Below are 13,144 nucleotides of genomic sequence, written 5' to 3'. Positions count from 1 at the left end.
GGCGGTTCAGATGCCGATGGCCTGGGTCAGGACGTCCTCATGCGAGGCCGCCCGATGGTTGTGGCTGGCGACCAGACGGCCGCCGCGGAAGACGTGCAGCCGGTCGGAAAGCTCGTAGACTTCCGGCAGATAGGACGAGATCAGGATGATGCCGGCCCCCTGTTTCAGAAGCTCGCCGAAGAGGCGGTAGATTTCCGCCTTCGTGCCGACATCGACTCCGACCGTCGGCTCGTCGAAGATGAAGAGCCGCGCACCGTGGCTCAGCCACTTGCCGATGACGATCTTCTGCTGGTTGCCGCCGGACATGGCGGAGGCAAGCACGCGGCGCGAGGGCGTCTTGATGCGCAGGTCCCGGATCTGCCGGTCGGCATTCTCCGCCTCGTCGCCCTTGCGGATGACAAGACCCGAACTCAGCCGCCTGTAGACCGGCAGGTTGATGTTGAGGCCGATGGGCAGGTTCAGGCAGAGGCCCTGGTCGCGGCGGCTTTCCGGCGCGAGCGCGATGCCGAGATCCATCGCGGCGCGCTCGTTGGGAATGACGACCTTCTTGCCGTCCCAGCGGATTTCGCCGGCGGAAATGGGCTGACGGCCATAGAGACCGAGCGCGAATTCGCTGCGGCCGGCGCCGATGAGACCATAGAGGCCGACGATCTCGCCGGCGCGCACCGACAGCGACACGTCCTCGAAGCCCGGACCGGAAAGACCGCGTGTCTCGACAATGACATCGCCCGGCGGCACCGTCTCCTTGTGGTAGATCTGCTCGATCGAACGATTGATCATCAGGGCGATCAGCTCGTTCTCATTGGTCTCGCCGATCAGGCGCGTGCCGACATGGGTGCCGTCGCGCAGCACCGAGACCCGGTCGGCAAGCTCGAAGACCTCCTCCATGCGGTGGCTGATATAGACGATGGTGACGCCCTGGTCGCGCAACCGGCGGATGAGGCGGAAGAGCTGGGCGGATTCCTGCCGCGTCAGATAGGCGGTCGGCTCGTCGAAGATGAGGAAGCGGATGCCGCGCATGGCGGCCCTGGCGGTGGCGACAAGCTGCTGCTGGCCGATGGTGAGGCTGCCGAGCAGCGCACCGGCGGGAAGCTGGAAACCGAGATCGTCGAGCACGGCCTGCGCGGCGCGCTCCATGGCGCTCTTTCGCATCAGGCCGAAGCGGTTCATCTCGTCGCCGAGGAACATGTTGGCCGCGACTGAAAGATGCGGGCACAGGACGACCTCCTGATGCACGGCGTTGATACCGCGCGAGATGGCTTCGGTGGGGGTCGCGAGCTGGACGGGCCTGCCGCACCAGAAGACCTCGCCGGCCGTGCGGCGGATGACGCCCGTCAGGAGCTTGATCAGGGTGGATTTGCCGGCACCGTTCTCGCCGACGATGGCATGGATTTCCCCCGCCAGAAACGTGACCGTCGCCGGCTTCAGGGCTTCGACGAGACCGTATTTCTTCTGCAGGCCACGCAGTTCGAGGATCGGCGCGCCGCGCGGCACCGCATCGGATTCGGCGAGCTTCGCCTTGTCTTCATGCCGATGGCTCAGCTCTTCGAGGCTGCTCATCCTTCGTCCCTCCCGTGACTGCATGCAAAGCCTCCCGCCCGGATCATGCGGCCCGGGCGGGAGATGGTCAAACGGCCGGTCAGTTGACCTTCGGGTTCAGGAGGGCATCGATCTTCGGATCAGCCATGTTGTCCTTGGTCACGAGGTTGGCACCGGTATCGACAAAGGCCTCGACCTTCTCGCCCTTGGAGACGGCGAGCGCCGTCTTCACGCCGTCATAGCCCATGCGGTAGGGATCCTGCACGACGAGGCCGGCCAGCACGCCTTCCTTGAGGAAGCCGACGGTCTTTTCATCCGAGTCGAAACCGATGACCTTGATCTTGTCGCCGAGCTTGTTCTCCGCGATCGCCTGGCCGACGCCCTGCGCCATGATGAGGTTGGAGGCGAAGACGCCGACAAGATTCGGATTGGCGGTGATGAGGTCGGTCATCATGTTGAGGCCGGTGGTGGCCTGACCGTCCGCATATTTGTCCGCCACGACCTTCAGGCCCGGATACTTGGTCTTGACCTGATCGAGGAAGCCTTCGCGCCGCTGGTCGAGCGAGCCGACGCCCGGCAGGCTGGTGATGATGGCGACCTCGCCCTCTTCCTTGCCGGTTGCGGCCTTGATGGCGGCGGCAAGGCCATCGGCGGCGATGCGGCCGCCTTGGACGTTGTCCGTCGTCAGGAACGAGGTGAAGGCCTTGGAATCGGCCGCCGAATCGATGCCGATGATCGGAACGGACTTGGCCGCCTCATCCACCGGCTTGCCGAGCGCCTTGAACTCCGTCGGCGAGATGACGACGGCAGCGGGACCGCCCGCAACGGCGTTTTCGAGGATGCTGATCTGGCCGTTGATGTCGGATTCGGACTGCGCGCCGAGTTCCGGCACGTTGACGCCGAGATCCTTGCCTGCGGCGCGGGCGCCGGCGAGCACGATCTGCCAGTAGAAGGACGTGGTGTCCTTGACGATGATCGGAATGGTGACGCCCTCGGCGAAGGCGGCGACGGGGCTGGCGACGGCGAGGAATGCGGCACCCGCAAGGGCCGTAAAGGCGCGGCGGGTCAGAAGCGATCTTGCAATGCTCATCAAGTTTCTCCTCTCTGGTGCTTCCTGTCCTCCTTGGGGGATCGCGTTGCAGGAAGCAAACAACTCGACCTTTTATCTATAAAAAACATATTCAGGGCAGGCTACACCCGCCGCCATGGCTTGGCAAGCGGGCGATCTCGATCCGGAAGCCCACGGGCTAGCCCCGGAAAATCTCGTGGGGGCGCAGGACGCCTTTCTTCAGAATGATATTGCCGTAAAGGCGGAATTCGGTCGTTGCGACGATGCAGGCGGCCTTGCGGGCCATTTCGTAGAAGGCGAAGCGCTCGACCGCATGCACGGTGAAATCGCCGGCCAGCCGATGGACGACATCCTGAAACGCGGAGCAGACTTCCGGCACCGCCTGCGGGTCCCCGACCACCTCCATGCGCCAGGCCGCCTCGGGCACGAATGTGTCGAGCGGCATATGCGTCAGCAGGGCCTCGGTCATCGCGATCGCATCGACGCCATCCGCCCGGATGACCATGGGTCCGAGGAAGCTCGCGGGGAAATTGGCGTCGGCGACGACGATGTCGTCGCCATGGCCCATGCTCCTGATCGTGTGCAGGAGATCCGGGCCGAGCAGCGGATGAATTCCCTTCAGCATGGTCTTTCGATCCTTGTCCTATTGCCTGACCGCCTCGGTTCCCAGCGCCGGGGCGACGAGCGTATGGGGTTCGAAGGCATGGTACATGTCCTCGGGCAGTTCCTGGCGCGCGAGCGCCATGTTCCGCCTCAGGCTCTCGGGCCTTGCCGTGCCGACAAGCACCGAGGCGACGGAGGGGTTGCGCAGCGGGAATTGCAGAGCGGGCGCAGCGAGCGATACGCCCGCCTTTCCGGCTATCGCCATCATCTCTCCAACCTTGCCGGCAATCTCCGGCGTTGCCGGCATATAGTCGAAATGCGCGCCCTCCACGGGGCCGGTCGCCAGAATGCCGGAATTGAAAACGCCGCCGACCACCAGCGACGTTCCCTTCCTCTCGCAGAGCGGCAGGAGTTCGGCGACCGCCGAGCGGTCCAGCAGGGAATAGCGTCCCGCCAGCAGGATGCAGTCCAGATCGGACTCGCGCATCACGTCGAGGCAGACGGGCACCTCGTTCACGCCGAGGCCGAAAGCCTTGATCGCGCCCGACGACTTCAGCTCCGAAAGCGCCTTCAGGCCGGAATCGAAGAGCTGACGCAGATAGACGGCGTTACGCTCGGCACCGTGGGTATAGACGCCGATATCGTGCACATAGAGGATATCGATCCGGTTGAGGCCGAGGCGGGCATGGCTCAGCTCGACGCAGCGCATGATGCCGTCATAGCTGTAGTCGTAGCGAGCGTCGAACGGCAACGGATCAACGAAGCCGTAATCCGGTACCTTGTCGTCCGGCACCGGCATCATGATGCGGCCGACCTTGGTCGACAGCACATGCTCTGCGCTCGGCTTGTCACGCAGGAAATCGCCGACATAGCGCTCCGCAAGGCCGAAGCCGTACCAGGGAGCGGTGTCGAAGTAGCGCAGTCCTTCCTGCCAGGCCGCCTCCAGCGTCGCCATCGCGGTATCGCGCGGGCAGGCCCGGTAAAGCCCGCCGAGCGCCGCGGTGCCGAAACTGAATTCGGTCACGGCAAGGCCCGTCCTTCCGATGGTCCGCGTCCGCATGTATCCTCCCGGCCGGCGTCCTCTCACCGGCAATTTGTCTTTTATCGACAATAGACAGATCGCCGTCAATGGGTAATATGCGGGCAGGAGGAAACGGGGGAGCGACCAGGGGCGGCATAGGCACCGGCATCTGGCCTTTCTCCCGGTCAGCCATTAAGGGACGCGAAACTCCGGAACCGGCGGCACCCATGGCCAAACAGAATACCGTCTTCAAGGACGCCTTCAATCGCTGCGTGAAGCTGCTGGAACAGACGGCGAGCCTGCCGTCCGAACCCGAACTCGGGGCGACGCTCGGCGTCAGCCGCACCACGGTGCGCGCGATCCTGACCCGGCTGGAGGAGGTCGGCCTTCTGACCTGGGAAAAGCGCCGCAAGATCGTGCTGCGCAAGCCCGCGCCCTCGGATTACTTCCCCACGGAGGAGACGGATTCGCTGTCGGAGATCATCGAGCGCAGCTTCATGCGCCGGATTCTCGACGGCGGCGCGCAGCCGGGCATGCAGATCAACGAACTGGAGCTTGCCCGCGAGATCGGCATCGGCACGACGAGCGTGCGCGAGTTCCTCATCCGCTTCAGCCGGTTCGGCCTCATCGAGAAGCGGCCGAACAGCCATTGGGTGCTGAAGGGCTTCACCCGCGATTTCGCGCTGGAACTGACGGAGGTGCGAGAGATGTTCGAGCTGCGCTCGGCCGCCGCCTTTGCGCATCTACCGGAGGATCACCCGGCCTGGCGGGAACTGGACGCCATCGAGGCCGTGCACCATGACATCCTTGCCGATATCGAGAACCGCTATGTGGATTTCTCAGAACTCGACGAGCGCTTCCACCTGCTGGTGCACCGGGCCTCAAGGAACCGGTTCATCGTCGATTTCTACGACGTGATCGCCATCGTCTTCCACTATCACTACCAGTGGAATAAGACGAATGCCCGCCAGCGCAATGCACGTGCGCTGGAGGAACACCTCGCCTATATCGCGGCGCTGCGCTCGCGCGATCCGGCGGGGATCGAGGCCGCCTGCCGGCAACATCTGAAATCGGCGCGCGAGACGCTGTTGCAGTCGATCAACGGCCCCGACGCGGTTCAGTAACCGCCGCCCCGCTTCTCCGCCACCTCTTCGCCGAGGAAACGGCGGCGCAGGTCGCCGACCGCGGAGACGAGGCAGTTGACGTCGGTGCCGATCGCCATGAAATCCGCGCCGAGATCGCGGTAGACGCCGGCCTCCGGCAGCGAGACGGTCATGATGCCCCGGGCCTTGCCATGGGTCTTCGTCCGTTCAAAGATATGGGTGATCGCCGCCAGCACCTCCGGCGCGCCGGGATTGCCGAGATGGCCCATGTCGGCGGCAAGATCAGACGGGCCGATGAAGATGCCGTCGACGCCCTCCACGGCGGCGATCTCGTCGATGGCCGCATGGCCCGCGCGGTTCTCCACCTGCACGATCAGGCAGATTTCCTCATTGGCGGTCGTGATGTAATCCGGCGTCCGGTTGAAATCGCTCGCCCGGCCGAGACCCGCGCCCACGCCGCGGATGCCATGCGGCGGATAGCGCACGGCGCGCACGAGGGCTTCGGCCTGGGCGGCCGATTCGACCATCGGAATGAGAAAGGTCTGCGCGCCCTGATCGAGAAGCTGCTTCAATATCCAGGCTTCGCCCATCGGCGGGCGCACCATGGCGTGCGTCGGCGAATGGCGCAGAGCCCCGACCTGCGCGCTCATCAGCGGCATATCGTTCGGGCCATGCTCGCCGTCGATCAGCAGCCAGTCGTAACCGCTGGTCGACAGAATCTCCGCCGCATAGGCGCTGCCGAGCGCCGCCCAGAGGCCGAGCTGGAACCGGCCTTCGCGAAGCGCGGCCTTGAAGGCGTTTTTCGGTGCTGCCACAATTTTTCCCTCTCAGAAACGGAAACCGGCCGGGGTAAGCCCGGCCGGGAATGCAGGATCAGCCGATGCCGCCGAGGCAGACATATTTGATCTCGGTGAATTCCTCGATGCCGTAGCGAGAACCCTCGCGGCCAAGGCCGGACAGCTTCACGCCGCCGAACGGCGCTTCCGCCGTCGAGATGAGGCCGGTATTGACGCCTACCATGCCGTATTCCAGAGCCTCGGCGACGCGGAAGACGCGCGACAGCTCCTTGGCATAGAAATACGAGGCAAGGCCGAACTCGGTATCGTTCGCCTGAGCGATCACATCGTCCTCGTCCTTGAAGCGGAACAGCGGAGCGACCGGTCCAAAGGTTTCTTCGCGGGCCACGGCCATGTCCGGCGTCACATCGGCAATGACGGTCGCTTCGTAGAAGGTGCCGCCCAGCGCATGGCGCTTGCCGCCCTGCACGACGCGGCCACCCTTCTTCACCGCATCGGCGACATGTTCCTCGACCTTCTCAAGCGCCGCTGTGTCGATCAGCGGGCCGAGGATGACACCCTCGTCGAAGCCGTTGCCGGTCTTCAGCTTGCCGACAGCAGCGGCGAGCTTTTCGGAAAAGGCGTCATAAACACCCTCCTGCACATAGAGCCGGTTGGCGCAGACGCAGGTCTGGCCATTGTTGCGGAACTTGGCGATCAGCGCGCCCTCGACGGCGGCATCGAGGTCCGCATCGTCGAAGACGATGAAGGGCGCATTGCCGCCAAGCTCCAGGCCGAGCTTCTTGATGGTCGGCGCGCATTGCTTGTAAAGCTCCGCGCCGATCTCCGTCGAGCCGGTGAAGGTGAGCTTGCGCACGGTGGAATTCGCCGTCAGCTCCGCGCCGATCTCGCGGGCCGAGCCGGTGATGACCGAGAAGAGGCCGGCGGGAAGGCCGGCGCGTTCGGCAAGGATAGCGATGGCGATGGCCGAGAACGGCGTCTGCGAGGCGGGCTTCAGCACCATGGCGCAGCCGGCGGCGAAGGCCGGGCCGGCCTTGCGGGTGATCATGGCGTTCGGGAAGTTCCAGGGCGTGATGGCCGCGACGACGCCGATCGGCTGCTTCATGACAAGGATGCGCTTGTCCTTCTGGTGGCCGGGCACGATATCGCCATAGAGGCGGCGGGCTTCTTCCGCGAACCACTCGACGAAGCTCGCACCATACACAATCTCGCCCGTGGCCTCGGCCAGCGGCTTGCCCTGTTCCATCGTCAGGATGCGGCCGAGATCGTCCTTGTTCTCGATCATCAGCTCGAACCACTTGCGCAGCACGGCAGAGCGTTCCTTGGCCGTGCGGGCGGCCCAGCCCTTCTGGGCTTCGGCAGCCGCATCGATGGCTTCCTTCGTCTCCTTCGCCCCGAGCTTGGGCACATAGCCGACGAGCTCCCCGGTTGCGGGGTTCTTCACAGCAATGCCGCTGCCGTCCGCTTCGATCCAGCGGGGGCCAACGAGGGCTGCCTGGCGAAGCAGGCTCGGGTCTTTGAGGCTCATCGGATATCTCCCATTTTCGCGATGCCACCGGGCGTCATGACGCCGTGTTGCAAGCGTTATATGACCTCAGCCACCCCTTCGACAATCGATGTCCATGCGAATTTACCACTTCGCGGGCGGCGCCGATGGGGCTAAAGCGTTTGCGCATTTCCGGACGCAGGACCGCCATGCTGTTCTGCCGGAAATACGCCTGTTTCCGCCCGCTGACTTATATTCGAGGCTATGCAATGACCCATCCTACCGGCCGCATCGCGGACCACGCCATCGCTCCCGTCTTCCTCGACCGCTGGTCGCCCCGCGCCTTCACCGGCGAGGCCATGCCGCAGGCGACGCTGCTCTCGCTGTTCGAGGCCGCGCGCTGGGCGCCCTCGGCCGCCAACGGCCAGCCCTGGCGCTTCATCTACGGCCATCGCGGCACCCCTGCCTTCGATGCGATCTATGACGCTCTTGACGATGGCAACCGGCGCTGGGCGGACAAGGCCTCCGTGCTCGTGGTGATCGTCTCGCAGACCCATCGCAAGAGTGGCGATGGCGAGATGCGCCCCGCCTATACCCATGCCTTCGATACGGGTGCGGCCTGGGCCTATTTCGCCCTTCAGGCGATCCATGCCGGCTATCATGCCCATGGCATGGGCGGCATCGACCGCGCCAAGCTCATGGACGTACTCGGCATTCCGGACGGTTTTCGCGTGGAGGCGGCGGCGGCCATCGGCAAGATCGCGCCAAAGGAGATTTTGCCGGAAGATCTGATGAAGCGCGAAGTGCCGAGCACGCGCAAGCCGGTGGCGGAATTCGTGTCCGAAGGGCGCTTCACCGCCTGAACCCGCCTATGAAAGAGCCGCCTTTCGGCGGCTCTCTTTTCGTCAGATGTCGAGGTTGGCGACGCTGAGCGCGTTTTCCTGGATGAAATCGCGCCGCGGCTCCACCTCGTCGCCCATCAGGCGGGCGAAAAGGCCATCGGCATCGGTCGCATCCGTGACCTTCACCTGCAGCAGCGAGCGGACGTTCGGGTCGAGTGTCGTTTCCCAGAGCTGCTCGGCGTTCATTTCGCCAAGGCCCTTGTAGCGCTGCATCGAGAGACCCTTGCGGCCGGCGGCGAAGATCGCGTCGAGCAGGGCGCGCGGGCCGGATATCTCGATCTGGCCGTCCTTGCGGCGCAGGACCGGCGGCACCGTGTAGGTTTCCTTGAGGCGGGCCGAGAGCTGGTCGATATGGCGGGCGTCGGACGAGCCGATCAGCGCCATGTCGATATGGGCGAATTCCTTGACGCCGCGCACCATGCGCTCGAAGCGCAGGCCCCCGTCGGAGGCGACGGAACCTTCCCAGCCGCGTTCCGTCTCCTCGGCGATCAGATCGAGGCGGTGGGCGACTTCCCCGGCCATGACGGCATAGGCCTCGCGGTCGTGGCTGAGTTCGAGGTTCAGCGCACCGGCAATCGCCGCCTGCTCCACGATGGCCCGGTTGTAGCGCGAATGCAGGCCGTCGAGCAGCGTGCGCAGGCGCAGCGCGTCCTGGATGAGTTCCAGAATATCCTGGCCGACGCGTACTTCGCCGGAGGAGAGTTCCAGCGCCGCATCGTCGAGTCCGGAACCGATCAGGTAATCTTCCAGCGCCTTCTCGTTCTTCAGGTACTGGCTCGATTTGCCGCGCGCCACCTTATAGAGCGGCGGCTGGGCGATATAGAGATGGCCGCGTTCAATCAGCTCCGGCATCTGGCGGAAGAAGAAGGTGAGCAGCAGGGTGCGGATATGGGCGCCGTCGACGTCGGCGTCCGTCATGATGATGATCTTGTGGTAACGCAGCTTGTCGGCGTTGAACTCGTCCTTGCCGATCGAGGTGCCGAGCGCCGTGATCAGCGTGCCGATTTCCTGGCTCGAGAGCATCTTGTCGAAGCGCGCGCGCTCGACATTGAGGATCTTGCCGCGCAGCGGAAGGATCGCCTGGTTCTCGCGCGAACGGCCCTGCTTGGCAGAACCGCCGGCCGAATCGCCCTCGACGAGGAAGACTTCGGACTTGGCCGGATCGCGTTCGGAGCAGTCGGCCAGCTTGCCGGGCAGCGAGGAAATGTCGAGTGCACCCTTGCGCCGCGTCAGCTCGCGCGCCTTGCGGGCGGCCTCGCGGGCGGCGGCGGCCTCGACCACCTTGCCGATGAGGGTCTTGGCATCCGTCGGATGCTCTTCCATCCAGGTGCTCAGCGCCTCGTTGACGAGGCTTTCGACAACCGGGCGGACTTCCGAGGAAACCAGCTTGTCCTTGGTCTGCGAGGAGAACTTCGGATCCGGCACCTTGACCGAGAGAACGGCGGTGAGGCCTTCGCGGCAATCGTCGCCCGTCAGCGTGACCTTCTCCTTCTTCATGATGCCGGAGCTTTCGGCATAGGAGACGACCTGGCGGGTCAGCGCGCCGCGGAAGCCGGCCATATGCGTGCCGCCGTCGCGCTGGGGGATGTTGTTGGTGAAGCAGAGCACGTTTTCGTGGTAGCTGTCGTTCCACCACATGGCGACTTCGACGGTGATGCCGTCCTTCTCGCCACGGATCGCGATCGGCTTGTCGACCAGCGGCTTCTTGGCGCGGTCGAGATAGGTCACGAAGGCCTCGAGACCGCCCTCATACATCAACTCGTCCTGCCTGACGTCGGAATGGCGACGGTCGGTGAGCAGGATGCGTACGCCGGAATTGAGGAAGGCGAGTTCGCGCAGGCGGTGTTCCAGCGTCGAATAGACGAACTCGATATTCGAGAAGGTTTCCGACGAGGGCAGGAAGGTGACTTCCGTGCCCGTCTCGTTGCCGGCCTCGCCCGTCACCTTTAGGGGGCCGTCGGCCACGCCATGGGTGAAGCTCATCTCGTGGATGCTGCCGGCGCGGCGGATCTTCAGCTTCAAGGAGACGGAGAGCGCGTTCACCACGGAAACACCCACGCCGTGCAGGCCGCCGGAGACCTTGTAGGAATTCTGGTCGAATTTGCCACCGGCATGGAGCTGGGTCATGATGACCTCGGCCGCCGAGACGCCCTCTTCCTTGTGAATGTCGGTCGGGATGCCGCGGCCGTTGTCCGTCACCGTTACCGAGCCGTCCGCATTGAGCGTGACCGTCACGATATCCGCATGGCCGGCCAGCGCCTCGTCGATCGCGTTGTCGACCACCTCGTAGACCATGTGATGCAGGCCCGAGCCGTCGTCGGTATCGCCGATATACATGCCCGGGCGCTTGCGCACCGCGTCCAGCCCCTTGAGGACCTTGATCGAATCTGCGCCATACTCGGCCGGGCCGTTTTCGGTCTCGGGTGTGTCAGTCATTCAAAAGTCTTTCCAGAGTTTTCGCGACAGGCGGGGAAAGCGGGGCGAATCACGGCTTTCCGGATTCTCCGAATATAGGGATTTTGCCCTCAAGTTCCAAATCAGAGAGCCTGAAAACACGGCAGAATTCAGGGGATCAACCGGGTTTTACCCGGTTATTGCATGCTTTTTCGAGGATGCCGGCAAGACGGCGCACCGTCTCGGGGGGAAGGCTTGCGATTTCGGCCGAAAGCCGGTTGGCAAAGGCCGTGTATTCCGGCGGGAGGCCCGCCGTGTCGACCACCACGCGCGGGTCGGAAATCTGCGCGATGCGGAAGAGTTCCTCGGCCTCGTCCCAGATGACGTTGAAATAGCCGGCGACGCGCTGGAGGAAATCGAAGCTCGGCATGCCACGCTTGCCGTGTTCCAGCGCCGAGAGATAGGCGGGGCTGACGCCGAGCGCTATCGCCATCTCCTTCTGGGAAACGCCCTTGCGGTCGCGCAGGTGCCGCACGGCCTTGCCGAAGGGTGTCGTCATCGCTTCTCCCCCGGTGAGCGCGCCAGGCGGACATAGAGCGCGCCTTCGCCGCCGTGATTGCGCGCGGCCGGCTCGTAGGAGGAGATCAGCGGCCGGAACTCCGGCAACGAGAACCAGAGCGGCACCGCCCGCTTCAGCGCGCCGTCGCTGCCGAGCGAGGTGCCCTTGCCGGTGATGACGAGCACATGACGCAGGCCCCGCTCATGCGCCTTGATGAGGAAGCCGAGCAGGAAGCCGTGCGCTTCGCTCTGGATCATGCCGTGCAGGTCGATGCGGGCTTCCAGCGCAAGCCGGCCCTTGGCGATCTTGCGCTTGACCGGACGCTCCAGCGGATGGTGCCGGGTTTCCTTGCTGCGGCCGATGGTGAGCGCGATGCCTTCCGCCGCCGTGCCGGCCTTGGCCTTCTTTGCTTCCGGCACGGGCGCCTTCTGCTCCTCAATCTTTTCCGCGAAGGCCGCCTCGAATTCCGTCAGGGCATCGAGCTTGCCGGGCATGGCCCGCGTGCTGCGCGCCACCTTGCCCCAGAGAATGCGGTCCTCACTGGAAAGCGCCTTATCCTTCGGCATGGAGGTAGCGCTCCGCCGCCGCCCTGGGGATGAGGATATGGAAGGTCGCGGCATTGCGCACATGGCCGGCCAGCGCGCCCGCCGCATCGCCCGAGCCGGTGAAGATATCGCCGCGCGCCGGGCCGACGATGGCGGTGCCGGTATCGAGCGCCAGCATCAGCCGGCGGAAGGGCTTTCCGCCATCCATATGGGTGAGGCTGTCGCTCGAAATGAAGAAGGGCAGGCCGAAGGTATGGATCTGCCGGTCGACCGCCAGCGAGCGGCCCGCGACCAGCGGCACCTTGGCGGCGGCAATGGGGCCGAGCGACGTGTCGTCCACGGCGGCTTGCCTGAAGAAGATGAAGGAGCGGTTGTGCCAGAGCACCGCATCCACCTGATCCTCATGGCCGGCGAGCCAGTCGCGGATCGAGGCCATGGAGACGGTCGCGGCATCGATCTCGCCGCGGTCGATCAGCAGCTTGCCGATGGCCGAGAAAGGATGGCCGGTTTTCGCGGCATAGGTGATGCGTTTCAGCGAGCCATCGGGATAGACGAGCCGTGCCGCGCCCTGGACATGGGCGAAGAAGACGTCGACCTTCGAGCGTGCATAGGCGATTTCGAGGCCCCGGCCGGCAAGATAGCCCCGTTCGACCTCGCCCCGGTCCGGGTGCTCGACAATGGTACCATCCCTCTGCAGGCCGAAGGCATAGTCCTGCGGAAAGCCGGCGGGGCGATTGGCGTCGTCGATATCGACCAGATCGTCCGGCCGGCGGTAGAATGGGTAGCGGTATTGCGCATCCGGCTCGGCCTTCACGGCGACTTCCGGTTCATAGAAGGCGGTAACGAAACCGGCTGAGCCATCCGTCTTCTCGATGCGGAAGGGCACGCAATGGGCTTCGAAGAAGGCGCGTACGGCGGCGGGGCCTTCCGGCCGTTCCGCTTCGGCTGCATCCAGCAATGTCAAAAGCTCGCCGGCGGTGATGCCGAGCGAGCCGGTCTTGTAGGGTTTCACATCGCGGATATGGTCGCGACAGCGGCCCATGGCCGCCATCAAGGGTGTGGGATCGTCCTCGTCCCAGCCGGGAAGCGCCGAAAACCGGGCCGGAACCAGACGATACTCCATGAG

The 13,144-nt window shown here is 64.7% G+C and carries 12 protein-coding genes; 2 read left to right on the top strand and 10 right to left on the bottom strand.

Annotation, left to right across the window (positions count from 1 at the left end; all coding sequences use genetic code 11):
* Window positions 1-6: 6 nt before the first annotated feature.
* The 4 genes from MOE34_RS19670 to MOE34_RS19655 form a co-directional block, all read right to left on the bottom strand.
* Window positions 7-1,560 carry a sugar ABC transporter ATP-binding protein gene (locus tag MOE34_RS19670; RefSeq protein ID WP_242219099.1) on the bottom strand — a complete coding sequence of 518 codons (1,554 nt, stop codon included), beginning with the start codon at window positions 1,558-1,560 and terminating at the stop codon, window positions 7-9.
* A gap of 79 nt (window positions 1,561-1,639) precedes the next feature.
* Window positions 1,640-2,629 (bottom strand): ABC transporter substrate-binding protein, encoded by a 990-nt coding sequence (locus MOE34_RS19665; protein ID WP_160786151.1) that lies wholly within the window; start codon window positions 2,627-2,629, stop codon window positions 1,640-1,642.
* 157 nt (window positions 2,630-2,786) lie between these two features.
* Complete coding sequence (locus tag MOE34_RS19660) at window positions 2,787-3,233, bottom strand: RbsD/FucU family protein (RefSeq protein WP_242219097.1); 447 nt, start codon at window positions 3,231-3,233, stop codon at window positions 2,787-2,789.
* 18 nt (window positions 3,234-3,251) lie between these two features.
* The gene (locus MOE34_RS19655) at window positions 3,252-4,271 is read right to left on the bottom strand and encodes an aldo/keto reductase (protein ID WP_242219094.1); all 1,020 of its coding nucleotides are present in this window, start codon (window positions 4,269-4,271) and stop codon (window positions 3,252-3,254) included.
* A 188-nt stretch (window positions 4,272-4,459) separates the two neighbouring features.
* Between MOE34_RS19655 and MOE34_RS19650 the strand changes: the two genes are divergently transcribed.
* On the top strand, window positions 4,460-5,356 hold the full coding sequence (locus tag MOE34_RS19650; RefSeq protein ID WP_242219093.1) for a GntR family transcriptional regulator: 897 nt from the start codon (window positions 4,460-4,462) through the stop codon (window positions 5,354-5,356).
* Here the strand turns inward: MOE34_RS19650 and MOE34_RS19645 are convergent.
* Both MOE34_RS19645 and gabD read right to left on the bottom strand, forming a co-directional pair.
* Complete coding sequence (locus MOE34_RS19645; RefSeq protein ID WP_242219091.1) at window positions 5,350-6,150, bottom strand: aldolase/citrate lyase family protein; 801 nt, start codon at window positions 6,148-6,150, stop codon at window positions 5,350-5,352. The two genes, MOE34_RS19650 and MOE34_RS19645, sit on opposite strands and share 7 nt — an antisense overlap.
* A gap of 58 nt (window positions 6,151-6,208) precedes the next feature.
* Complete coding sequence (gene gabD / locus MOE34_RS19640) at window positions 6,209-7,660, bottom strand: NADP-dependent succinate-semialdehyde dehydrogenase (protein WP_242219089.1); 1,452 nt, start codon at window positions 7,658-7,660, stop codon at window positions 6,209-6,211.
* A gap of 227 nt (window positions 7,661-7,887) precedes the next feature.
* On the opposite strand from gabD, the gene MOE34_RS19635 reads away from it, so the two are divergent.
* Window positions 7,888-8,481: a nitroreductase family protein gene (locus tag MOE34_RS19635; protein ID WP_242219087.1), complete on the top strand. Its 594-nt coding sequence runs from the start codon at window positions 7,888-7,890 to the stop codon at window positions 8,479-8,481.
* Window positions 8,482-8,523: 42 nt separating this feature from the next.
* Here the strand turns inward: MOE34_RS19635 and gyrB are convergent, their stop codons facing one another.
* The 4 genes from gyrB to mltA all read right to left on the bottom strand — a co-directional run bounded on the left by gyrB (window position 8,524) and on the right by mltA (window position 13,141).
* Complete coding sequence (gene gyrB / locus MOE34_RS19630) at window positions 8,524-10,956, bottom strand: DNA topoisomerase (ATP-hydrolyzing) subunit B (RefSeq protein ID WP_242219084.1); 2,433 nt, start codon at window positions 10,954-10,956, stop codon at window positions 8,524-8,526.
* A 136-nt stretch (window positions 10,957-11,092) separates the two neighbouring features.
* Window positions 11,093-11,473: a helix-turn-helix domain-containing protein gene (locus MOE34_RS19625; protein ID WP_242219083.1), complete on the bottom strand. Its 381-nt coding sequence runs from the start codon at window positions 11,471-11,473 to the stop codon at window positions 11,093-11,095.
* The gene (locus tag MOE34_RS19620; protein WP_242219082.1) at window positions 11,470-12,039 is read right to left on the bottom strand and encodes a Smr/MutS family protein; all 570 of its coding nucleotides are present in this window, start codon (window positions 12,037-12,039) and stop codon (window positions 11,470-11,472) included. The genes MOE34_RS19625 and MOE34_RS19620 overlap by 4 nt, the downstream gene beginning before the upstream one ends.
* The gene (gene mltA, locus MOE34_RS19615; RefSeq protein WP_242219081.1) at window positions 12,026-13,141 is read right to left on the bottom strand and encodes a murein transglycosylase A; all 1,116 of its coding nucleotides are present in this window, start codon (window positions 13,139-13,141) and stop codon (window positions 12,026-12,028) included. Before mltA ends, MOE34_RS19620 begins: the two co-directional genes overlap by 14 nt.
* Window positions 13,142-13,144: the final 3 nt, after the last annotated feature.

The sequence above is a fragment of the Shinella zoogloeoides genome, assembly GCF_022682305.1.
In the GTDB taxonomy this organism is placed as follows: Bacteria; Pseudomonadota; Alphaproteobacteria; order Rhizobiales; family Rhizobiaceae; genus Shinella; species Shinella zoogloeoides_B.
The sequence above is the reverse complement of the archived record's forward strand: the minus strand, read 5'-3'. Positions and strand labels throughout refer to the sequence as shown.